The organism is Dermacoccus sp. PE3 (assembly GCF_001021715.1).
Lineage (GTDB): Bacteria > Actinomycetota > Actinomycetes > Actinomycetales > Dermatophilaceae > Dermacoccus > Dermacoccus abyssi.
The window spans coordinates 761,966-782,682 of record NZ_LDCM01000001.1 but is presented as its reverse complement, the minus strand read 5'-3'; the positions used below and the strand labels follow the sequence as shown (position 1 = coordinate 782,682).

Annotated in this window: 18 protein-coding genes; 8 read left to right on the top strand and 10 right to left on the bottom strand. The window is 67.4% G+C overall.

Annotation, left to right across the window (positions count from 1 at the left end):
- Positions 1-116 precede the first annotated feature (116 nt).
- Complete coding sequence (gene lepB / locus AA983_RS03710) at positions 117-782, bottom strand: signal peptidase I (protein WP_047310783.1); 666 nt, start codon at positions 780-782, stop codon at positions 117-119.
- 124 nt (positions 783-906) lie between these two features.
- A complete protein-coding gene (locus tag AA983_RS03705) occupies positions 907-1,224 on the bottom strand; it encodes a rhodanese-like domain-containing protein (RefSeq protein ID WP_047310782.1) in 318 nt (105 codons plus the stop codon).
- 1,012 nt (positions 1,225-2,236) lie between these two features.
- Between AA983_RS03705 and pdxY the strand changes: the two genes are divergently transcribed.
- Positions 2,237-3,085 carry a pyridoxal kinase PdxY gene (gene pdxY / locus AA983_RS03695; RefSeq protein WP_047311190.1) on the top strand — a complete coding sequence of 283 codons (849 nt, stop codon included), beginning with the start codon at positions 2,237-2,239 and terminating at the stop codon, positions 3,083-3,085.
- 50 nt (positions 3,086-3,135) lie between these two features.
- Here pdxY and AA983_RS03690 read toward each other — a convergent pair whose 3' ends face one another.
- Genes AA983_RS03690 through AA983_RS03675 form a run of 4 tightly spaced genes read right to left on the bottom strand, consistent with a single transcriptional unit; the run spans position 3,136 to position 7,770 of the window.
- Entirely contained in the window at positions 3,136-3,774 is a 639-nt protein-coding gene (locus AA983_RS03690; protein ID WP_047310780.1) for an LUD domain-containing protein, read from the bottom strand.
- Positions 3,771-5,273, bottom strand: a complete 1,503-nt coding sequence (locus AA983_RS03685) for a LutB/LldF family L-lactate oxidation iron-sulfur protein (RefSeq protein ID WP_047310779.1) — start codon at positions 5,271-5,273, stop codon at positions 3,771-3,773. Before AA983_RS03685 ends, AA983_RS03690 begins: the two co-directional genes overlap by 4 nt.
- The gene (locus AA983_RS03680) at positions 5,270-6,073 is read right to left on the bottom strand and encodes a (Fe-S)-binding protein (protein WP_047310778.1); all 804 of its coding nucleotides are present in this window, start codon (positions 6,071-6,073) and stop codon (positions 5,270-5,272) included. Before AA983_RS03680 ends, AA983_RS03685 begins: the two co-directional genes overlap by 4 nt.
- Positions 6,074-6,093: 20 nt before the next feature.
- Positions 6,094-7,770, bottom strand: coding sequence for an L-lactate permease (locus AA983_RS03675; RefSeq protein ID WP_047310777.1), 1,677 nt, complete (start codon positions 7,768-7,770; stop codon positions 6,094-6,096).
- A 221-nt stretch (positions 7,771-7,991) separates the two neighbouring features.
- On the opposite strand from AA983_RS03675, the gene AA983_RS03670 reads away from it, so the two are divergent.
- From AA983_RS03670 to AA983_RS03655, 4 genes are all read left to right on the top strand, one after another.
- Positions 7,992-8,714, top strand: a complete 723-nt coding sequence (locus tag AA983_RS03670) for a FadR/GntR family transcriptional regulator (protein ID WP_047310776.1) — start codon at positions 7,992-7,994, stop codon at positions 8,712-8,714.
- Between the two features lie 111 nt (positions 8,715-8,825).
- Positions 8,826-10,067 carry an ATP-binding protein gene (locus tag AA983_RS03665; protein ID WP_047310775.1) on the top strand — a complete coding sequence of 414 codons (1,242 nt, stop codon included), beginning with the start codon at positions 8,826-8,828 and terminating at the stop codon, positions 10,065-10,067.
- Between the two features lie 892 nt (positions 10,068-10,959).
- Complete coding sequence (locus AA983_RS03660; RefSeq protein WP_231579510.1) at positions 10,960-11,274, top strand: VOC family protein; 315 nt, start codon at positions 10,960-10,962, stop codon at positions 11,272-11,274.
- 99 nt (positions 11,275-11,373) lie between these two features.
- Positions 11,374-11,784, top strand: coding sequence for a VOC family protein (locus AA983_RS03655; protein WP_047310773.1), 411 nt, complete (start codon positions 11,374-11,376; stop codon positions 11,782-11,784).
- A 76-nt stretch (positions 11,785-11,860) separates the two neighbouring features.
- Here AA983_RS03655 and AA983_RS15395 read toward each other — a convergent pair whose 3' ends face one another.
- Positions 11,861-12,655 carry a DUF6226 family protein gene (locus tag AA983_RS15395; protein ID WP_156170143.1) on the bottom strand — a complete coding sequence of 265 codons (795 nt, stop codon included), beginning with the start codon at positions 12,653-12,655 and terminating at the stop codon, positions 11,861-11,863.
- Between the two features lie 382 nt (positions 12,656-13,037).
- Here AA983_RS15395 and AA983_RS03640 point away from each other — a divergent pair, with 382 nt between their 5' ends.
- Together AA983_RS03640 and AA983_RS03635 are read left to right on the top strand one after the other, a co-directional pair.
- Positions 13,038-13,295 carry a hypothetical protein gene (locus AA983_RS03640; protein ID WP_047310770.1) on the top strand — a complete coding sequence of 86 codons (258 nt, stop codon included), beginning with the start codon at positions 13,038-13,040 and terminating at the stop codon, positions 13,293-13,295.
- A gap of 27 nt (positions 13,296-13,322) precedes the next feature.
- Positions 13,323-14,162, top strand: coding sequence for a hypothetical protein (locus tag AA983_RS03635; protein ID WP_047310769.1), 840 nt, complete (start codon positions 13,323-13,325; stop codon positions 14,160-14,162).
- 146 nt (positions 14,163-14,308) lie between these two features.
- Here the strand turns inward: AA983_RS03635 and AA983_RS03630 are convergent, their stop codons facing one another.
- Positions 14,309-15,076 (bottom strand): OBAP family protein, encoded by a 768-nt coding sequence (locus AA983_RS03630; protein WP_047310768.1) that lies wholly within the window; start codon positions 15,074-15,076, stop codon positions 14,309-14,311.
- A 208-nt stretch (positions 15,077-15,284) separates the two neighbouring features.
- On the opposite strand from AA983_RS03630, the gene AA983_RS03625 reads away from it, so the two are divergent.
- A complete protein-coding gene (locus AA983_RS03625; protein WP_047310767.1) occupies positions 15,285-16,517 on the top strand; it encodes an MFS transporter in 1,233 nt (410 codons plus the stop codon).
- 79 nt (positions 16,518-16,596) lie between these two features.
- Here the strand turns inward: AA983_RS03625 and AA983_RS03620 are convergent, their stop codons facing one another.
- Both AA983_RS03620 and AA983_RS03615 read right to left on the bottom strand, forming a co-directional pair.
- Positions 16,597-18,042: an APC family permease gene (locus tag AA983_RS03620; protein WP_047310766.1), complete on the bottom strand. Its 1,446-nt coding sequence runs from the start codon at positions 18,040-18,042 to the stop codon at positions 16,597-16,599.
- Positions 18,043-18,330: 288 nt separating this feature from the next.
- Positions 18,331-20,634: a glycosyltransferase family 39 protein gene (locus AA983_RS03615; RefSeq protein ID WP_047310765.1), complete on the bottom strand. Its 2,304-nt coding sequence runs from the start codon at positions 20,632-20,634 to the stop codon at positions 18,331-18,333.
- Between the last annotated feature and the right edge of the window lie 83 nt (positions 20,635-20,717).

Here is a 20,717-nt window from a genome sequence, read left to right as displayed (position 1 = left end):
GCCGCCGCTCGATGCCGAGCGGCGGCGTTCGTCGTGTGCGGGTGGAGCCGGAGTTTCGGGGCCGCAGGGTTGACGATGCACCCCGCGCCTTCGGCACAGGGGGCATCGCTCGGGGCTCACTTGGCGGCAGGCACCTTGGCGAAGGCCTCTTCCGCGTTGTGGCCACCGGAGACGTTGCCGATCGGCCAGACGACCGCGAGTCCCTTTCCGGTGATGTCGGAGAGCGGCACACTGCCGAGCTTGCCGGTGCCGTCGTCGTGGAACCGGCTGTCGGCGGAGTCGCTGCGGTTGTCGCCCATGACCCAGACCTTGTTGTCGGGCACCGTGATGGAGAACTTCTCGGCGCACGGCTGCACGCCGGACTTCAGGTAGGGCTCGTCGACTTCGGCACCGTTGACCTTGAGCTTGTTGCCCAGGCCCTCGCACGAGACCTTGTCCCCACCGACGCCGACGACACGCTTGACGAGGTGCGAGCCGCTCGCCGACAGGTGCGTCACCTCGGCGACCTTGCGGATGGCGCCGAACACGGCGTTTCCGCTCGGCACGGGCTGCGTCCAGTCGCCCGGGTCCTTGAAGACGACGACGTCTCCCCGCTTGACCTCGCCAAAACGCGGCGTGATCTTGTTGACGACAATGCGGTCGCCGATCTGCAGGGTGTTCTCCATCGACGCTGAAGGGATGCGGAAGGGCTGCACGACGAACGTCGTGATGAGTGCCCAGATGGCCCACACGACCGCGACGAGAATGACGCGATCGCGCCAGAGCTTTGCTTTGCCTGCCATACGGGCAAGTATGACGGGTCGGCCTGTGCGTTCCGTGGACGTCGGGCGATCTGCCCAACCGTCCGAGAGACGCGAAGGGGCGGCAACCTTCGTCAGGTTGCCGCCCCTTCGGGTTCGTCAGGGCTCAGATGATGCTGGCGTCCCCGGAATCGGAGACGATCGTCTTGCCTTCGGCGTTCCACTGCTTCATGCCGCCCTCGACATTGGCGACGGCGCGGCCCTGGCCGGTGAGCCACTCGACGGCGCGGCCGCTGCGCGCGCCACTGCGGCACACGACCGGGAGGTCGCCGTCCACCTCGGGCAGCTCGTTCAGGCGGTTCGGCAGGTCACCGAGGGGGATGTGGATGGCGCGCGGCGCGTGACCGGCGTCGTACTCGTCCTGCTCGCGCACGTCGAGAACGACGGCGTCGTCAGCGATGTCCTTGGGGTTAACCGTGTTCATGCCTCCACCATGCCATGTTCGCGCCGTCATCGGCAGGGGCGACCGCTGCGCAGAATTAACGCCCTGGGAGCGATGGTGGAGGTCTTCTTCGTGCGAGGCAAACTTCTTGCCAACTAAGTGGACTTCTTCAGATACCTTGGTTGCGTTGAGGAAGTGGGCTCAGAAAACGTGAAGGGATGGCGAGTCGTGGGAGTCTTGGGTGCGTTCATAGTCATGGTGGCGACTGCTATGCGGAGTCAATTGGATGTGGCTGAGATCTGGGCCTGACCGAGGGTGTCGAAAAAGATTGCGCCGGAGATGGTTGATCAAGCAATTCCCAAAGGAACAATGTTTTCCCGAGGGAGGGGTGCAAAACCAGATAGGCTCGCATGGATACCTGAAGATGTGAAAGTCAAGTTCGAGGAGCGTTCTGAGCGATCGGCTGTTTGGATGGTGCTACTGCTGGGGGCCACCTTGGTCTTCGCTTCCGAGGTCGAAAGTGCGCTCCCGCAGTGGGGTGTGTTTGTTGGACCGGTATGTCTGGTGGCAGCGCTCTGGGTGGGCGACCTATTTACCAAGTCAATTTATCGGCCCGCAGAAGAGCGGTGCACTGAGGCGATCAAGGTAAAAATTCCAATCTACTATGCGCAGCGTAAAGAAGAGATGGAAAGTGAGAAGTTTGCTGCGCGAATCAAGAGGGGCGCGGTTCGGATTCTTCGGCCTGTGACCTCTGCGTTCAGTTTGTTTCGTCGGTTCGTGAGAGAGGGCTCTGCGAAGCAGTGCGCGTAAAAGTTCGTGGCAACGTGTAGTTCCGGTTCTCACGCGCGACCCGCCTCTGGGTGGCCACTGCGGCTTTGCGCTCGTCCGGGGGATCGCCAGCTGTTGATGACCAAGGTGGCCCGGGGCGCGGCCCTCCTGTCGTCTCGTAGTTTGTGGTGCTGGTTTGAAGGTGGCACCTTCCGGTCGTGGCTGATTACTGCCTGAGCCCCGTGGCGCGTCGTCGACGAACGGCTTCCGATTTAGGGTGGCGGACGTGAACATCCTGTCGATCCAGTCGTCGGTGGCCTACGGCCATGCCGGAAACTCGTCCGCAGTCTTCCCGCTGCAGCGACTCGGGCACGAGGTGTGGCCGGTGTACACGGTGCACTTCTCCAACCACACGGGATACGGCGAGTGGCGCGGCCCGGTGTTCGAACCGGAAACGGTGCGCGACGTCATCACCGGCATCGAGGAGCGCGGCGTCCTCGACCGCTGCGACGCGGTGCTCTCGGGCTACCAGGGTGGCGAGAAGGTCGGTGAGGTCATCCTCGACGCCGTTGCCCGCGTCAAGGCCGCCAACCCGAAGGCCCTCTACTGCGCCGACCCCGTCATGGGTGACGTCGGCCGGGGCTTCTACGTGCGCGAGGGCATCCCGGAGTTCATGCGCGACGTCGTCGTGCCGGCCGCAGACATCCTGACGCCCAATCAGTTCGAGCTCGAGTTCCTCGTCGGTCAGAGCGTCTCGAGCGTCGCCGACCTGCTCGCCGCCGCCGACGCGTTGCGTGCCAAGGGGCCGCAGGTCGTCCTCGTGACGTCGGTGCAGACCGACGAGACGCCGGCCGACTCCGTCCAGATGGCCGTCGTCGACGCCGAGGGTGCCTGGATCGTCACGACGCCGCTGCTGCCCATGTACGTCTCGGGCTCCGGCGACGCGACGGCCGCCATCTTCCTCGCGCGCTACATGACGTCCACGCCGGCCGAGGCACTCGCGGCCACGGCGTCGTCGATCTACGACGTCATGGAGCGCACGCACGCCGCAGGCTCGGGCGAGATCCTCCTCATCGAGGCGCAGGAGGCCATCGCGCACCCCGCGAGCGAGTTCGAAGTCACCCGGTTGCGCTGATTCTGTAGACGTTGCGCGCGCTATGTGACGCGCAACGTCTACAGAATCAGCTACTCCGTGACGATGACGTGCAGTGTCCTCGGGCCGTGCACGCCTTCGACACGGGAGAGCTCGATGTCGCTCGTCGCGCTCGGGCCGGAGATGAACGTCATCGGGCGACGTGACGTCGCTGCGTCTCCCAGGCGCGTGATCGCCTCGGGCACGTCGGAGACCACCTGATCCGCGGCAACGACGCAGACGTGGATGTCCGGCACCAGGGACAGCGCACGCCGGCCCTGGTCGTCGGCGTGGTCGAGCACGATGGTGCCCGTCTCCGCGACGCCCACCGCGCACGCGGTGACCACAGCGTCGATCTCGTTGAGTTGCAGCGGTGTGAGAGCAGAATCCTCGATCACCTCGACGCCGTCGAGTTGCGTCAGCCACGCGTCGTCGAGCCCGGGCGGGCGGACGAGCGACGTCGCGCCGTAGTGGGCGAGCGCCGCAGCAACGCGCGCCGGAACCTCGTCGGCCCCGCAGCGCTCGACGACGGCGCGGTAGTCCTCGACGCGCTCGACGAAGCGGTCGAGCACCGGCTCGTCCATCGCCGTCGGGGCTCCGTAGGTCCACTCGACCGGAGCCTCGTCGGCCGCGCCCGAGACGTCGGAGAGCGCCTCGCGCACCCGAGCCAACACGACGTCACGGCTGCTCATCGCTTGCCCCCTCGTTCGCGGGCCCACCAGTCGCGGAACGACTCGGTCGGCATCATCTTCACGTCACGCGCGTTCGTCCACCGCGACAGCGGCGGAGGCAGGGGCCCGAACGACTCCATGCGCCGCCCGAGCACCCGCCCCGCGAGCCCGGACGACTTCGTCGCCACCGACCAGCGACGGTGGTCGGCCATCATCCACGACGCACTCGCCATCATGGCGGCCTCGGCGTGCGGCATCGTGTCCTTCTTCTTCGCCTCGACGACGCGGTTGCGCTGGTGCACGAGCAGTTCCGCGAGCGGGATCTTGACGGGGCACACGTCGTTGCACGCGCCGCACAGGCTCGAGGCGAACGGTAGCGACCGGTCGATCGGGGACGAGGTGCCACGCAGCGCCGGCGTCAGGACGGCACCGATGGGGCCGGGGTAGACCGAGCCGTACGCGTTGCCGCCGACCTTCTCGTACACGGGGCAGACGTTGAGGCACGCCGAGCAGCGGATGCAGCGCAGCGCGTCGCGGCCGACCTCGTCGGCGAGGACGTCGGTGCGCCCGTTGTCGAGGAGGACGACGTGCATCTCCTGCGGGCCGTCGCCCTCGGCGGGGCCGCTCCACAGCGACGTGTACGGGTTCATCCGCTCCGCCGTCGAACTGCGCGGCAGGAGCTGGAGAAACACCTCGAGGTCGGCGAACGTCGGCAGGATCTTCTCGATGCCGACGATCGAGACGAGGGTGTCGGCGAGCGTCAGGCACATGCGCCCGTTGCCCTCCGACTCGACGACGGCGAGCGTCCCCGTCTCAGCGACGGCGAAGTTGGCTCCACTCACCGCCACCTTCGCGCGCAAAAACTTCTCGCGCAGGTGCGCGCGTGCCGCCCCTGCGAGATGCACTGGTTCGGTGTCGAGATCCGCGGGAGCGCCCTTGCCGTAGCGGCCCATCTCCTCGAGGAAGATCTCGCGTACCTCGGCGCGGTTGCGGTGGATGGCGGGTACGAGGAAGTGCGTCGGGCGATCGTGGCCCAGTTGCACGATGAGCTCGGCGAGGTCCGTCTCCCACGCCGCGATGCCGGCGTCCTCGAGGGCCTCGTTGAGTTCGATCTCCTGCGTGGCCATCGACTTGACCTTGACGACCTCACGGGGCGCGGCGACGGCGTCCTCGCGCGCGAGTCGCTCGTCGACGATCTCGCGGACGATGCGGTTCGCGTCGTCCGCGTCCGTCGCCCAGTGGACGTGGACACCGTTGCGCTGCAACGACTCCTCGAGCTGCACGAGGTACTCGTCGAGGTGACGCAGCGTGCGGTCCTTGATCTGCGCGCCGGCGACGCGCATCGCCTCCCAGTCGGCCTTCTCCGCGACGACGTTCGCGCGCTTGGTGCGGATCGTCGTCATGGCGTGATGGAGGTTCTTGCGCTGCACCGGATTTGCGAGCTGCACCGGCGCGGCCTTGGGGAACGGGGGTGAGTCGATGAGTTCGCCGGCGGGCGGCGCGGGCGTCAGGCGGGTCATGACAGGGCTCCTTCCACGTCGGGTTCGGCGGCGGCGAAGTCTTCCTCGCTGTGCGCGAGCAGTTCGGCGAGGTGGATTCCTCGCACCTGTGATCGCTGACGGGACAGCATTCCCTGCACGTTCATGAGGCACGAGTTGTCGCCCATGACGACGTACTCGGCATCGGTGTCGGCGACATGGCGGGCCTTGTCGGCCGTCATCGCCGTCGACACATCCGGGTTCTTCACGCTGAACGTTCCACCGAACCCGCAGCAGCGGTCGGCGTCGGGCAGCGTGACGAGTTCGATGCCCTTCACGTTGCGCAGCAACTCGTACGGGCGATCCCCCACCTTCGTGATGCGCAGCGAGTGGCACGTGGGGTGGTAGGTGACGCGGTGCGGGAAGTACGCGCCGACGTCCGTGACGCCGAGGACGTCGACGATGAGTTCGGTGAGGTCGTACGTCTTGGCCGACGTGGCCGCGACGCGCGCTGCGAGCTCGGCGTCACCGTAGCGCTGCGCCAGCATCGGGTGCTGGTCGCGAATGCTGCCCACGCACGAACCCGACGGCGCCACGATGTAGTCGTAGGGCTCGAACGCGTCGAGGTAGGTGCGGATGCTCGGCATCGCCTCGTCGAAGTAGCCGGTGTTGGTGAACATCTGCCCACAGCACGTCTGCGCCGGAGGGAAGTCCACCTCGCATCCGAGCCGTTCGAGCAGCCGGACGACGGCCTTCGGCGTCTCGGGGAACATCACGTCGTTGACGCAGGTGGCGAAGAGGGCGACGCGTTTGCCCGCGCCGGGTAGGTCGTTCGTGGTCATCACGTCTCCTTGGTGGGAGGTCACGGGAGCATCCAGGAAAGCACCGGGGTCGATTGTAGGCCGACGATGAGACACAGCGCCGCGAGCATGCCGAGGCTCCACCAGATCACCTTACGGAGGATGGCCGACTCATGGCCGACGAGGCCCACCGCAGTGGCCGCGATCGTGAGGTTCTGCGGGGAGACGAGCTTGCCGACGACGCCGCCCGTCGTGTTCGCGGCGACGAGGAGCGTCGGGTCGATGCCGGCCTTCTGCGCGGCGGTCTGCTGGAGCGTTGCGAAGAGGGCGTTGGCGCTCGTGTCGGAGCCCGTTACGGCTGTGCCGAGCCAGCCGAGGATCGGCGAGAGGAAGGCGAACGCCGCGCCGGTGCCGGCGGCCCACGAGCCGATGGTGATCGTCTGGCCCGACTGGTTCATGACGTAGGCCAGGGCGAGCACGGCGGCGATCGTCAGGGCCGAGAAGCGCAGCTGGTGCAGCGTTTTGCCCATCTCCTTGACCACCTTGCCCGGTCCGACGCGGTAGACGATCGCGACGACGATCATCGTCAGGATGAGCAGTGTGCCCGGGCTTGAGAGCCACTGAAACTTGTAGATCGTCGTGCCGGAGACCTTGCCTGCCGCGGTGAGGATGTGGCCGTCGAGGCCGGGCCAGTGGATCTTGAGGTCGGTGCTCGCGAGGAAGTCGCTGAGCGGCTTCACGAGCTTCGCCGCGGAGAAGACCGCGATGACGAGCAGGTAGGGGAAGAGCGCCATGAAGAGTCGGCCGGCGGTCATGCGCCCGACCGGCTCCGCGTTGGGAGCCTCGACGGTCTGCGCGTCGGCGGGGAGCTTCGCGCGCTCCTCCTCGCGCTCGGCAGTGAGGCGAGCCGTGGCCTCCGCGGTGCCCTTGGGCTTCCACACGCGAAGGAACGCGACGGCGGCGGCGAGGCCGACGAGCGAGGCGGCGATGTCGGTGAGTTCGACCGAGACGTACGACGCGCAGATCCACTGGGCAACCGCGAACGCGATGCCCGTGACGAGAGCGATGGGCCACGCGTCCCTGACGCCGCGGCGGCCGTCGGCGAGGATGAGGAGGAACAGCGGCACGAAGACGGCGATGACCGGCGTCTGGTGCCCGACGTAGGCGCCGATCTCCTGGTAGGGGATCTTCGTCAGGTCACCCGCGGTGATGATCGGGATGGCGATGGCGCCGAACGCGACGGGCGCCGTGTTGGCGACGAGGACGACCGTCGCGGCGCGCAGCGCGGAGAAGCCTGCGGCCACGAGCATGACGCCGGTGATGGCGACCGGAGCGCCGAACCCGGCGAGGGCCTCGAGCAGGCCGCCGAAGCAGAAGGCGATGAGCATGGCTTGGATGCGCGGGTCATCGCTGAGGATGTCGAAGACGGCCGCCAGATCCTTGAACCGGCCGCTGATGACGGTGACCTGGTAGAGCATGATCGCCGCGAAGACGATCCAGACGATGGGGAAGAGGCCGTAGACGGCGCCCTGGCTCGCGGAGAGGAAGGCGAGCTTCGCGGGCATCCCGTACGCGGCGATGGCGACGACGAGCGCGACGGCCAGGCCGGCGAGGCCCGCCTGGTAGGCCTTCCAGCGCAGCACGCCGAGCGTGAGGAAGACGGTGAGCAGGGGCAACGTCGCGACGAGCGCGGAGCCCCACAGCGACCCGAGGGGCGCGAGGTCAGGGGTGTAGCTCATGGGAGTTCAGCCGTTTCAGGAGGCGCCACGCAGGCGAGAGGGGCCTGCACTTGTTAGTCAGACCTTTTGACGAATGTAGAGGCGAATGTGATCTACGTCAATGGTTTGACCATTTCGAGTGTGTCGATGGGCGGCCTGTGCTCGCGGTCGCGGAGTGCCTCGACGACGGAGGTGCTCGGTGAGTCGCCCTAGGATGTGGCGAACATCGAGAAGGGTGGCCCATGCCGAACAAGCCGAAGGCGTTCGACATCGTTCGGGCGCACATCGAGGAGCGCATCCTCGACGGGTCGCTCGACATCGGCGACACCCTCGCCGCCGAGCGTGAGCTCGCCGCGGAGCTCGGTGTCTCGCGAGGTGCGGTCCGTGAGGCCATCCGTGCGCTGGAGGCGCAGGGCGTCGTCGAGTCGTCCGTGGGAGCCGGGGCCACCGGCGGAACGCGCATCATCCGGGCGCGAACGCGCGCACTGACCCGGTTGTTGCGCCTGCACGTGGCGCTCGCGGGCGGACGGTTGCGCGAGGTCGTCGAGTTGCGTGTGGCGTTGGAGCGTTCGAGCGCGACGCTGGCCGCGGCGTCCGTGACGCCCGAGGCGCTGGAGACGATGCGGACGTTGCTCGCAGAGATGCGCGGGGAGGCCGTTGGTGTCGAAAGGTTCAACCGACTGGACACCGACTTCCACGTCGCCATCGCGCGGGCGGCCGACAACACCCTCGTCACGGACCTGACGATCGCGGTGCGCGAGTCGCTGCGCGCCCCGATCCTCGTCGCCGAACAAGGTTTGAGCAGTGGGGAGTACGCCGATTTCCGCGGCATGCTCTGCGAGCAGCACGAGGGCATCTTCGCCGCACTCGAAGCAGGTGACGGCGAGGACGCCGCGCAGCGCATCGAGACGCACATCCGTGCCGCCTACAGCGCGCTGCCGGCGATGAAGACCGCGCCTGAGTAGTCGCTTCGGCAATGGTCGACAGCCGGAGGATCGGAGCCGAGCAGACGAGTGGTTGCCGCCACGCCGCGGAAATCTCAATCTTCGCCTAGAGCGCGCAATACGGTGGTGAGCATGGATCCGATTCGTAACCCGTACGCGCCCGGCGCCGGTCAGCGTCCGCCCGAGCTCGCCGGGCGTGAGGAGCAGATCAGCACGTTCGACGTCGTCGTCGCGCGCATCGCCAAGGGGCGTCCGGAGCGCTCGATCGTGCTCATCGGGCTGCGCGGTGTGGGCAAGACGGTGCTGCTCAACACGCTGCGATCGGGTGCGGTGCGGGCGCACTGGGGCACCGGCAAGTTCGAAGCTCGCCCCGATCAGCGGCTGCGCCGGCCGCTCGCGAGTGCGCTGCACACTGCGGTTCGCGAACTCGGGCACCCGCAGGACGACGACGTCGATCACGTGCTCGGCGTCATCAAGAGCTTCGCGCAGCGCGACGTCGACCCGAAGGCGAAGCTGCGCGACCGCTGGAACCCGGGCATCGACGCCCCGGCTGTCACGGGGCGTGCCGACTCGGGTGACATCGAGATCGACCTCGTCGAACTGCTCACCGACGTCGGCGGCCTCGCGGCGGACGTCGGCAAGGGCGTCGCCATCTTCATCGACGAGATGCAGGATCTCGACCCGGAGGACGTCTCGGCGCTGTGCGCGGCGTGCCACGAGATGAGTCAGGCCTCGTTGCCCGTCATCGTCGTGGGGGCGGGGCTGCCGCATCTGCCGGCGGTGTTGTCGGCGTCGAAGTCGTACAGCGAGCGGCTGTTCCGGTACGCGCGTATCGACCGGCTGCCGAAGGAGGCGGCCTTCCGCGCGCTGCAGGGCCCGGCGCAGGAGGAGGACGCCGAGTTCACCGACGAGGCACTCGAGGCCATGTACGCCGCGACGGGCGGCTACCCGTACTTCATCCAGGCATACGGCGCGGGGGTGTGGGACCTGGCGCCCGCGTCGCCGATCACGGTGGACGACGTCAAGGTGGCTATGCCGGAGGCCGAGGCGGAGCTGGCCGTCGGGTTCTTCGGCTCGCGCTACGAGCGTGCGACGCCGGGCGAGCGTGAGTACCTGCGCGCCATGGCCGACGCGGCGACGGCGATCGCGGAGACCGCTGCAGCCGACGAGACGGGGGAGACGCCCGGGCTCGACGACATCGAGTCGGTGCCGACGTCGAAGGTGGCCGAGGTGCTCGGGCGCAAGCCGCAGTCGCTCTCCCCGGCGCGCGACTCGCTCATGAAGAAGGGCCTCGTGTACTCGGGCGAGCGTGGCCGCATCGCCTTCACCGTGCCCCACTTCGGGCGCTACCTGCGCAGCGTCGGCGGGGAGTAAGGGCGCAGCCTGGCTTTTCGCTGATCGTCCTTCATCGGGATGGCCGCGTCATGAGACATGACGTGTGCTGCGATCGGCCTCGGCGTGCCGCGCCCCTGAGAGCCTGAGAGCATCTGTCTTCGCGGGTGAACCGCACCGCTAGTTGACGTTGCCTTGGCAACGGATTATCTCGGGTGACCGCGGGTGTATCGCATAAAGGACAGTGGGCGACACCTCCACGGCAACCCGAGCCAGGGAGAAATCGGGCTATGTTCAAGTTCCTGGCTTTTCCACGCACGGAGGTTGCACGATGGCCGAACAGTCAGCACCGATCACCGAGGTGCATGTTGTCTGGCATTCCGAGTCGGCCCACGACAACATCCTGGGCGTCTTCGCAGATGCGAGTGAGGCCAAGGCCTACATGGGAAGCATCCGCAACGACTACGCGGGCGGCGTGTTCAGCACGCTCTTCCCCATCGGCATGAAGGGCACCGATCCGGAGCGTCGATACCTCGACCTGACGGATACCGCAGTCGCGCAGGCGGGCGCGTCACGTACCGCAGCGACGACTGGGTCGAGACGCAGTCCTCCACCGGAACGCTGTTTCCCACGCAGTTGCCGACACGAGTTCGCCGCGTCGTCACCGACCCCGCGATCATCGACTCGGTCTCCTCGATCAGGCCCATCTGACACGCGAGTTTCGCCAGACGTTGGGGCAGAGCCGAGTTCGTACCGCGACGCGACGGCCTGACGCGGAAGCTGCCTGGCGCGCTGCATCGCCCACCGCGGGCTCAAGGGCCCGGCCGAACCACCGAACGAGGGCCGACCGGTTCCGGTTGAAGCCTTGCTCACCGTCGGGTGAGGGTGTTGGCTGACGCGGGTGAGAGTCGAACGTGTTGTTCCCAATCTGGTCGTGACCGACCTCGACGCCGGGGTGGCCCACCACCGCGCCGTTCTCGGCCTCGACGTGCTCATGGATCACGGGTGGATCGTCACCCTCGGCGACGCCGACGGCCACCAACTCAGTGTCATGACGCAGGACGCATCGGCCGCGATGAATCCGGGCGTCTCCGTCTTCGTCGACGATGTGCACGAGGCGTATCGGCGCGCGCAGGAGGCCGGGTTCGACATCGTTCATCCGCTCACCGACGAGCCATGGGGCGTCACCCGGTTCTTCTACCGCGACGAGAGCGGAAACGTCGTCAACGTCGGGATGCACACGCCCTGAGCGAGGCGATGGGTCGCGAGTTCGAGCAGATCAAGGCCGAGGCCGCAGCCCCGCCCGAATGAGCCCACAGAGCTGCAGACGTGGGCCCATGATGGGCTCATGACTTCACCGAGCATCGTTCTGCATTCCGTCGCCATCGACACGCCTGACCCTGAGCGTCTCGCCGCGTTCTACTGCAACCTCGCAGGCGGGCGCGTCACGTACCGCAGCGACGACTGGGTCGAGACGCAGTACCCCACCGGTCAGCGACTCTCGTTTCAGTTGTCGCCCGACTACGTGGCTCCGACCTGGCCGGCCAACACCGTGCCGCAGCAGGCGCACGTGGATTTCCACGTGCCTGAATACGAGGCGGCGCACGCGCATGCGCTCAGCCTGGGTGCGACGTTCCTCGAGGACGAGAGTGCCCACGCCGATTTTCGTGTGTACGCCGACCCGGACGGGCATCCCTTCTGCCTGTGCCTCGAACAGCCGGAGCGATACGAAGCCGCAGAATCGACGCCGCAAGCCTGACCGGAACTGGGCGACCGCCGCGTCGGGTTGTCGTCAGGGTCAGCCACAGCGGGGCCTGGGCGTCGCCCGAACGTCATCACGTCATCGGCGTGATGAGCGGCAGGGGTTCACGACCGGGAAACCATGAGGCTCCTCGGACGGCGTAGTCACCCTGACCGAGCCAGTCGCTTCCCGATGAGCCGTCCCATGCGCTGCGCTCGCGCCGGACACCTCCGGTCGCGACGACCTCGATCGAGCCGTCGACGATCGACAGCAACGTCCGGTCGAGACCTTCCAAGAGATCAGCCGAACCGTCATCGCATGCGTCGCAGGGGCAATCGGGCACACGATCGATGATGACGATCGGGTCGCTCAAACCCACCTCGACCTGAGTGCCGAGTTCGTCCAGGGGCCACGCCGCTACGCGTAGGGTCGGCGCGTTCTCGTGCGGGATGGCCATCCACACCACCGACGGTTGTCGCGGACAATTCGGCCACGCCGGGCCACCTTCGCCACGCTCACCCACTGGGCTCGGTTCGACGAGATGGTCGTGTTGGCCGAGTCCATCGCGTCCATCGAGGCCGGCATCCGCGGCGCGAGGGCGACTCTCGTCGGCGGAGGCACAGGGTGTTGTTGCCTGCCCCTGAGTCGGCAGTGGTCCAGCTCCGTGTGGTGCCACGTGAGCGAGACCGAGTTGGGCGAGGGCGTCCATCCAGGCCCGCACGCGAACCTCGAGGATGACGTAGCGCTCGGGGTGGGTGAGGCGGCTGTACTCGTCGTCGGTGGGAGCGCTGCAGCCGCCCGGCGAGCTGGGGTCTGCGTGTGGGTCCGGCCAAGCCGAGGAGCCGCCCGCTGCCACGAAGCAGGCCTCCACGGCATCGAGCAGGCTCACCAGATGATCGGGAAAGCATGGATTCTCGGTTGATTCGTCGGGATGAGCGCGCCAGTAGGCGTTGTGGTCGTGCCACCAGGTCGACATCGCGCCTCCAGCAGGACGGGTACGGGCGGGTCTGGGAGCGCCTGAGCGCTCTCCCTCACGCTACGGGGGCGCGGCCGGGTTAGGCGACGAGGTTTTCTGCGCGCCGACGTGCCGGGGATCGTCCGAAAGCGCGCCTCGTCCCCGGCTGCGGTGTAGCGGCTCCGAGACGCGTCAGGCGAAGAGGCGGCGAGCCCATCCCGACACGGCGCGTTGCCTACGCGCCCCGAGCCGGGGCGATAGGCAACTTCACCGCTATGGTACTTTGGTACCAAGAACTCACGAAAGGACACTCTTCATGCCTGCCGTTGCGCCTATCAAGGTGTCCTCTTCGACGGACGCGCTCATCTCTCACGCAGCGCACTTCCTCTCGACGTCCAAGAAGGATGTCGTCGAGGTTGCTGTGCAGGAATACATCGATCGCCACCGTGACGAGATCAACGCCTCCGTGCAGAACATTCTTCGCGAGATCAACGGTTCGGACGCTGCCGCCGTTTCGGCCCTCAGCGGCTTCTCTGCGCAGGAGCTCGACGATCTGGGTGGATTGCCCGACTGACATGTGAGGACTCGCTAGTCTCTCGCTATGCAGGCTGATGATCATTCAGGTGTACGTCCCACCCGACGTTGCCTCGACTCGCTCGAGATCGAGATCCCGAAGTTGGACGCTCCCCTGCATCTGCTGGCCCACGAGCTCGTCGAGGAAGCACAGTCGCTTCCGGCCCGCATGCTTGCTGGCCGAGCCACCCGCATCGGGGTGCTCAAAGACCGAGTCTGGTTCAAGGTGAAGCGCGGGCGGTGGCGCGGCGTCGCCACCCGCCTCACCGACGCGGACCTACACGAGAACGCACGACTCGATGATGCCGCTGGGTGGACGCGAAGCGTGAACGAATCCTCGCGGTGGTGGCTTGGGGCCGCTGGGTGGCGGGAAGACGGCGCGCGTCGCGACTTTTACACCAGAATCGAGTCCGAGTGCCGGTGCGTCTGGAGCGAAGCGAAGAAGGACAGGATCAACACCGATTCGCTTCTGCCCCAGGAATGGGATCGACGCAGAATCATTGCCGAGCGCGCCGTAGCCGAGCAGCGCGCCTATCGGACGGTCATGATGCAGTGCGCTGCGCGCAGCTTGCGCAGCGGGAAGATCGTCATGGCACACTTCGATGCCTTCGCAATGGGTGTCCTGATCCGCGCGGATCGCGGAGAGCAATTCGTTGCCTTCATTGCGAGACAGGTTTACGACCCGAAGAGGCTCGCGGTCATGATGTCGGCCCTCCCGGGTGTGTCCGGGGACGACTGGGGTCCGGAGCCTGCGGGGATAGCGGACCTGGCGCCTGGTCCGGGTGAAGTTGTCTGGTCGGCCGTCCTGACGCCGGAGGCAGCTAACGCGATTCTCGACGCGGTGCCCTGGAGCGACGAGCCTGTGTGACTCGGGAACGCTCACCTCAAGCCGCCGAGGGGAGCGGGTTCGACACACGGGACGTTAAGCGGCTCGCACCGACAGCATCTGCTCCCGCGGGACGAGGAGCGCCTGCAGTCAAAGCACCCGCCCTTATCGGCAACGTCCCGCCTTCCTCAGCGCGTGAAGTCGACATCCTCGAGCGTTGTCTGCACCGAGCGTCCGCTCTGCCACGAGTTCGCGGCGGGGTCGACGTCGGGCATCGGGATGTCGGCGCGGTCGCGTCGCTTGTCGGGCGTGGAGACGCCGAGGCGCTCGTCGCGTTCGCGCGTGGCGTTCTCGTCGGCCTGTCCGTCGTCGGTGAAGCCCATCATGAGTTGCGGGATGCCGAACGGGAAGTCGGCTTTGTCGTACTGCCACGTGTGGAACGTCTTGCCGTACGTCGAGACGAGATCTTCGAAGTAGGAACGCTCCGCGAGATCCGGAATGCCCGGCGCCACGAGCATCCCCGACTTCACCTCGTAGTGGTGGCTGTGCCACAGCTTCTTCTCGTCCTCGGGCAGCGTCGCGAATTTCTCTGCGCTGATGATGTATTCGATGCCGATGAGGCGAGCGTCCGCGGCGTTGCTGTCGTAGATGACGCACTGATGCAGGTCGTGACGCAGGTGGGTGCAGAAGTGCGTCGCCTCGACCTGACGGCCCATGTCGTCGGCGTAGAAGTGGAAACCGTTGAGGTAGGTACTCATCGCGTCGAGCGGGTACTTCGGCTGCGCGGTCGCCGACGCGAAGTCGAGGGCGCGGTGCTTGGCCGAATGCCCCTTGCCGGTCTTCATGATCGCGGTGACCTTCTTGGCAAGGCCCAGACCTGCCGCCGTGAGGGCGCCGGCGCCGAAGGCGGTGAAGGTGTGACGGTGTTCCGAGCTGAAGAGGTGACGGTAAGTCATGACTCCACGCTAGAAACCTCATCGGCCCTGCTGCCCACCCGAACAGGCGGGCAGCGTCATCACGGCGGCGCAGCGCTGGGCGTGGACCGAGGGGTGGAAGTGCGGTAGGTCGGTTCGTCAGGAGTTCGTAGCATCGAGGACTCGCCACCCGCACGAGGAGCCGCCCGCGAGTACCGCCAGCCGCCATCCCGCCTGGGGAGTCGCGTGCGTGACGGCGGGTGCGCTGCTCCCCGCGTCGGCCTTCCGTTCGACGACCGGTGTGCTCATGGAACCGATCGAGCACTCGACGGGGTGGTCGCGCGACGTGACGTCGGGCGCCGCGAGCCTCAACCTCGTGCTCTACGGCATCGCTGCCCCGTTCACCGCAGCCCTGATGCAGGCGTGGGGCGTGCGCCGCACGGTCACGTGGTCGCTCGTCATCGTCGGGTTGGCCAGCGCGGCCGTCACTCTCGTCGGTGAGCCGTGGCAGCTGTGGCTGCTGTGGGGCGTCTTCATCGGCCTCGGCACGGGCTCGATGGCGCTGACGTTCGGCACGATCATCGCGAACCGCTGGTTCGTCACGCATCGGGGCACCGTCACCGGCGTCTTCTCGGCGGCCACGGCCGCCGGTCAGGTGCTCTTCGTGCCGGTCATTGCCATGATTGCGGCCGGGCCCGGTTGGCGCACAGCGTCATTGGTCGCCGGGGTGTGTTCCCTCGTCATGGCGGTGCTCTGCGCGCTGTTCCTGCGCGACCGGCCCGCCGACGTCGGGGTCGGCGCCATCGGTGCCGCGAGTGCGCAGGATGTCGAGGACGAGGGCCCCGCTTCCGCATCGATGGCCCTGACGGCCTTGCGCAGTGCCGCTCGACACTGGGCCTTCTGGGTGCTCATGCTGACGTTCTTCGTGTGCGGCTGGTCGACGAACGGCATCGTCGTCACACACCTCGCGCCGGCCGCACACGACCACTCGATGGCGCCGACGACGGCCGCCACCCTCATCGGCATCATCGGGATCTTCGACATCGTCGGCACGGTCGCCTCCGGCTGGCTGACCGACCGCTACGACCCGCGCATTCTTCTCGCGATCGACTACGTCACGCGCGGCATCTCGCTCGTGTTCATCAACGGCCTGTTCGGCCCGAGCGTCGACATGCCCATGTGGGCGTTCGTCGTCTTCTACGGCCTCGACTGGACGGCCACGGTGCCACCCACCGTCGAGCTGTGTCGCCGTCACTTCGGGCTGCACGCGTCGGGCGTCGTCTTCGGCTGGATCTACGCGTCGCACATGATCGGCGCCGGAATCGGCGCGAGCGTCTCGGGCGCGCTGCGCTCGGGAGCTGGCTCGTACGCGTCCGCGTGGCTGCTCACGGCCGGCCTGTGTCTCGTCGCCGGGGTGCTGCCGATGACGATGAAACGCGCCCCCAAGGCCCACGACGACGACCAGATCGCCGTCCCCCTCTGACAAACGCATCAACGCCTCGCGACGTGACGGCGCCCGCTCGACCGTGAGGGTCGGGCGGGCGCCGTCGTCGGGAGAGGGGTTACTCCTCGAGGTTCTCGATGTCGCTGAAGCGCGTCTTCTCGTGGTGGCGCGTGTGGACGAACCACGTGAACAGCGACAGCACGACGCCGATGGCGAGCAGGGCCGCGCCGATCTTGTACTGGATGTACTTCTCCGGGTCGCGCGCCCACGGGCCGGCGAGGAAGGCGCACAGCACCGCACCGAGGATCGGGATGACGGTAGGTGCACGGAAGGCCTTGGGGTGTGCCTTCTCCCGGCGCAGCACGAGGCACGCGATGTTGACGATGGTGAACACGATGAGCAGCAGCAGACCCGTCGTGCCGCCGAGTGCGCCGACGACCGGCGTGCCCTTCTGCATCGACACGTAGATGATGAGCGCCAGGGCGAGCGCCGTCGTGAAGAACACGGCCGCGTAGGGCGACTGGCGGCGCGACACCTTGCCGAGTGCTGGCGGGAGCACTTCCTGCTTCGCCAGGCCGTAGATGAGGCGGCTCGCCATCATCATGTTGATGAGTGCGGTGTTGGCGACGGCGAACACCGTGAGGAACGGGAAGACCGCGTCGACGGGGAAGCCGGGCATGCCGGTCTTGACGACCTCGAGCAGGATGCCGGTCTCGCCGTCGAAGTTCTGGATGTCCTTGATCGGCAGCACGAGCACGACCGACACGGCGACTAGCATGTAGATGAGCACGGCGATGCCGAGACCCGTGAGCATGATGCGCGGGAAGACCTGACGCGGGTTCTCCGTCTCCTCGACCATGTTGACCGAGTCCTCAAAGCCCACCATCGAGAAGAACGCGATGGCGGTGGCGACGGTCGTCGCGGCGAACATGTTGCGGTCCGAGGACGACTCGAACGTCGTGAGCTGGCTGAAGTCGGCGCCCTTCGTGGCCATGGCGTAGAAGCCGATGCCGATGACGACGGCCAGTGCGAACAACTCGACGACGGTGAGCACGACGTTGAACTTCACGCTCTCGCCGACGCCACGCAGGTTGATGAGCGCGAGCAGCACCATGAACGCGAGGGCGACGAGCATCGTGCCGAGGGCGCCCGGGCCGTCGTCACCGCCGACGCCGAGACCGGTGAGGAGGTTCGCGGCGAGCAGGTTCGACGACGTCGCAGCGCTCGTGATGCCCGAGCAGACGACGGTGAACGCCACGATGAACGTGAGGAAGTGGATGCCGAACGCCTTGTGCGTATAGAGAGCAGCGCCGGCGGCTTGCGGGTACTTCGTCACGAGTTCGAGGTAGCTGAACGCCGTCAGGGTGGCGACGGTGAACGCGATGAGGAACGGCAGCCACGCCATGCCGCCCACTTCGCCCGCAATGTCGCCGGTGACGGCGTAGATGCCTGCGCCGAGAATGTCGCCGACGATGAACAGAAGCAGCAGCTTCGGGCTGAGGACCCGCTTGAGCTCGGTCTTCGGCTCGTGCGCCTCGGCTTGCGCAGCGTCCGTCGCAGCCATGATGTGTCCTCTCACCCCGTGATGCGTGTCACTCACACTGTCGCGTACGCAGCGGTAGAGCAACCCTGACATGCCGCCCCGTCGCGACTTTCACGAACGCCTTTCGGGGGCCGACCTATCTTGCACGCTGACGAACACCGTTGTGGGTGTTGGCGGCTCACGATTCCGGCAGATCGGTTCGGGTCATGAGGCTCGGCGGCTACCAGCCGCAGCCGGTGCACTTGTGTGGATCTGGCCGCGATATCTCGCGGCCAGATCCACACAACGTACCCAGATCGGGGGAGAGGCTTACGACGTCGCCTTCGTCAGGTCGTAGATCGTCACGCCACCGACGGTCGTCGCCGTGTAGTGCGCCTTGACCCAGGCCGTGATCTGCGCGGCCGACCCGTTGCCACCCTGGCCACCGCCCATGCCGCCTCCGGCGATGAAGTACGTGATGTCGCCGTTCTTCACGTACTCCTGGAACTGCGCGAGCGTGACGTTGTTGTCGCTGCCGCTCCAGCCACCGATCGACATCACCGCGGTGTCGGAGGCGAGGATGTACCCGGCCGCACTCTGGTCACCGATGACCGCAGCGGACCACGTGGATGTCGTCGCGTCGAGCTTGGCGCTGAGGGCCGTGTTGCTCGTCGCGCTGCCCTGGCCGCCGGGAGCAGCCTGCATCGAACCGAACGTTGCCGATCCCGACGTTGCACCGCCCGACGACGCGGACCCGCTCCCGGGGGAGTTCGTCGAACCTGACGACGACTGGCCGTTCGTGCCGGACGCTCCCGGTGCGGCACCGTTTGGTGCCGATCCACCGGGGCTGCCGGACGGCGGCGTTCCCGTCGGCGGCTGCCCGCTCGGCGGCGTTCCGGTGGGTGCTTGCGCCGACGATGACGACGACGACCCGCCTGACGTGCCGCCCTGTTGGGCGTTCTGCTGGGTGCCTTGCTGACCGCTCGGTCGAGTGCCGGCCTGGCCAGCCGACGGGCCACCACCCATGGGGCCGCCACTTGCCCCGCCGGCCACGGCCGGGCCTGACGCCGGCATCGAGCCGGTGTGACCCTGCGTGATCGTCGCGAGCGTGTACGCCGTCGTTCCGCCCAGGCCACCGAGCACGCCGATGACGAGTCCGATCGTCGCGAAACGACGCACTCGCGCAGGGCGAGCACCGGCGACCACGAACGTCAGCGTCCCGATGACGGCGAGTACCAGCGACACCCACTTCATCCACGGCATCCACGACGCAGCGTTCGTCGACAGCACCTGGAAGCTCCAGGCCGCCGTCACGACGACAGCCGCGGCGATGACGAGCCGCCACACCAACGAGTCGCGTCGGGCCCACGCCTCACGGCCACCGACGGCGACGCACGCCGCGATCGCCGGAGCGAGTGCCACCGCGTAGTACGAGTGGACGGTGCCCTGCATGAACGACAGGCACAGCGCCGTGACGACGAGCCAGCCGCCCCAGAGGATGAGCGATGCGCGAACACGGTCGGTGCGCGGCGCCCGTCCTCGAGCGACGAAACCGGCGACGAGCAGCAGGAGAGCGGCCGGCAGCAACCATGAGATTTCACCGGCGAACTGACTGTTGAACATGCGCAGGAGGCCTGCGGTGCCACCGAAGCCGCCTCCGCCACCACCTCCGCCGCCGTTGCCCGCGCCGCCGAGGATGCGGCCGAGGCCGTTGTAACCGAGGGCGAGCTCCCACAGCGAGTTGTTCGTCGAGCCGCCGATGTACGGGCGTGCCGACGCCGGCCACAGCGAGACGAGTGCGACGAGCCAGCCAGCTCCGACGACGACGCCGACGAGACCCACGACGAGGTGCGCGAGGCGCTGCTTGAGCGAGAACCGGGCCGCGACGAGGTAGGCCAGGCCGAGGCCGGGCAGCACGAGCAGGCCCTGGAGCATCTTGGTGAGGAACGCGAAGCCGATGAGCAGACCGGCTCCGAGCATCCATCGCAGAGCCACGCGTCCGCGTGTGGTTTCCACAGCGCGCACCACCGCGTAGGCGGCCGCCGTCATGAGGAGAACGAGCATCGCGTCGGGGTTGTCGAAGCGGAACATGAGGGCCGCAACCGGGGTCAGGGTGACGAGGAGCCCGGCGAACAGGCCGGCCGCGTGACCCGACCACCGACGCACCGCGCCGTACGCCAGCGCCACCGTGCCGACGCCCATGAGCGCCTGCGGCAGGAGGAGGGAGAAGCTCGAGAAGCCGAAGATCCGAGCCGACAGACCCATGACCCACAGCGAGGCCGGGGGCTTGTCGACCGTGATGGCGTTGCTCGCATCGAGCGACCCGAAGAGCCAGGCCTTCGCGTCCTGGGTCGCCGACTTCACTGCGGCGGCGTAGAACTCGTTGGCGTAGCCGGAGTTCGTCAGATCCCACAGGTAGACGAACGCAGCGAACGCGAGCAGCGCGAAGAGCGCGGGACGCGCCCACGTCGGGTCGTCCTGCCTGCCGCGCAGGAGAGTGGCCGCGCGCCCACGGCTCGAGGTCTGGCCCGTGACGGCGTTCGTGCGTGACGCGCCGCCCGTCGGGTGTTTGTCATGAGGCGCGGTGTCGCTGCGTGATCGCCGCAGCAACCGCGCCGGGGTGGTCGTCGTCATCGCTGATCCTTGGGTCCGTTCGACGGCCGCCGAGTGCGACCGTGACGAGACCAAACTCCCGGCCCTCTCTTTGCCGGTCACTG

Coding starts and splice junctions, on each gene's coding strand:
- AA983_RS03685 (WP_047310779.1), bottom strand. CDS start 5,273: ATGACCCGCCTGACGCCCGCGCCGCCCGCCGGCGAACTCATCGACTCA.
- AA983_RS03680 (WP_047310778.1), bottom strand. CDS start 6,073: ATGACCACGAACGACCTACCCGGCGCGGGCAAACGCGTCGCCCTCTTC.
- AA983_RS03675 (WP_047310777.1), bottom strand. CDS start 7,770: ATGAGCTACACCCCTGACCTCGCGCCCCTCGGGTCGCTGTGGGGCTCC.
- lepB (WP_047310783.1), bottom strand. CDS start 782: ATGGCAGGCAAAGCAAAGCTCTGGCGCGATCGCGTCATTCTCGTCGCG.
- AA983_RS03665 (WP_047310775.1), top strand. CDS start 8,826: ATGGATCCGATTCGTAACCCGTACGCGCCCGGCGCCGGTCAGCGTCCG.
- AA983_RS03615 (WP_047310765.1), bottom strand. CDS start 20,634: ATGACGACGACCACCCCGGCGCGGTTGCTGCGGCGATCACGCAGCGAC.
- AA983_RS03705 (WP_047310782.1), bottom strand. CDS start 1,224: ATGAACACGGTTAACCCCAAGGACATCGCTGACGACGCCGTCGTTCTC.
- AA983_RS03630 (WP_047310768.1), bottom strand. CDS start 15,076: ATGACTTACCGTCACCTCTTCAGCTCGGAACACCGTCACACCTTCACC.
- AA983_RS03620 (WP_047310766.1), bottom strand. CDS start 18,042: ATGGCTGCGACGGACGCTGCGCAAGCCGAGGCGCACGAGCCGAAGACC.
- AA983_RS03690 (WP_047310780.1), bottom strand. CDS start 3,774: ATGAGCAGCCGTGACGTCGTGTTGGCTCGGGTGCGCGAGGCGCTCTCC.
- AA983_RS03670 (WP_047310776.1), top strand. CDS start 7,992: ATGCCGAACAAGCCGAAGGCGTTCGACATCGTTCGGGCGCACATCGAG.
- AA983_RS03640 (WP_047310770.1), top strand. CDS start 13,038: ATGCCTGCCGTTGCGCCTATCAAGGTGTCCTCTTCGACGGACGCGCTC.
- AA983_RS03655 (WP_047310773.1), top strand. CDS start 11,374: ATGACTTCACCGAGCATCGTTCTGCATTCCGTCGCCATCGACACGCCT.
- AA983_RS03635 (WP_047310769.1), top strand. CDS start 13,323: ATGCAGGCTGATGATCATTCAGGTGTACGTCCCACCCGACGTTGCCTC.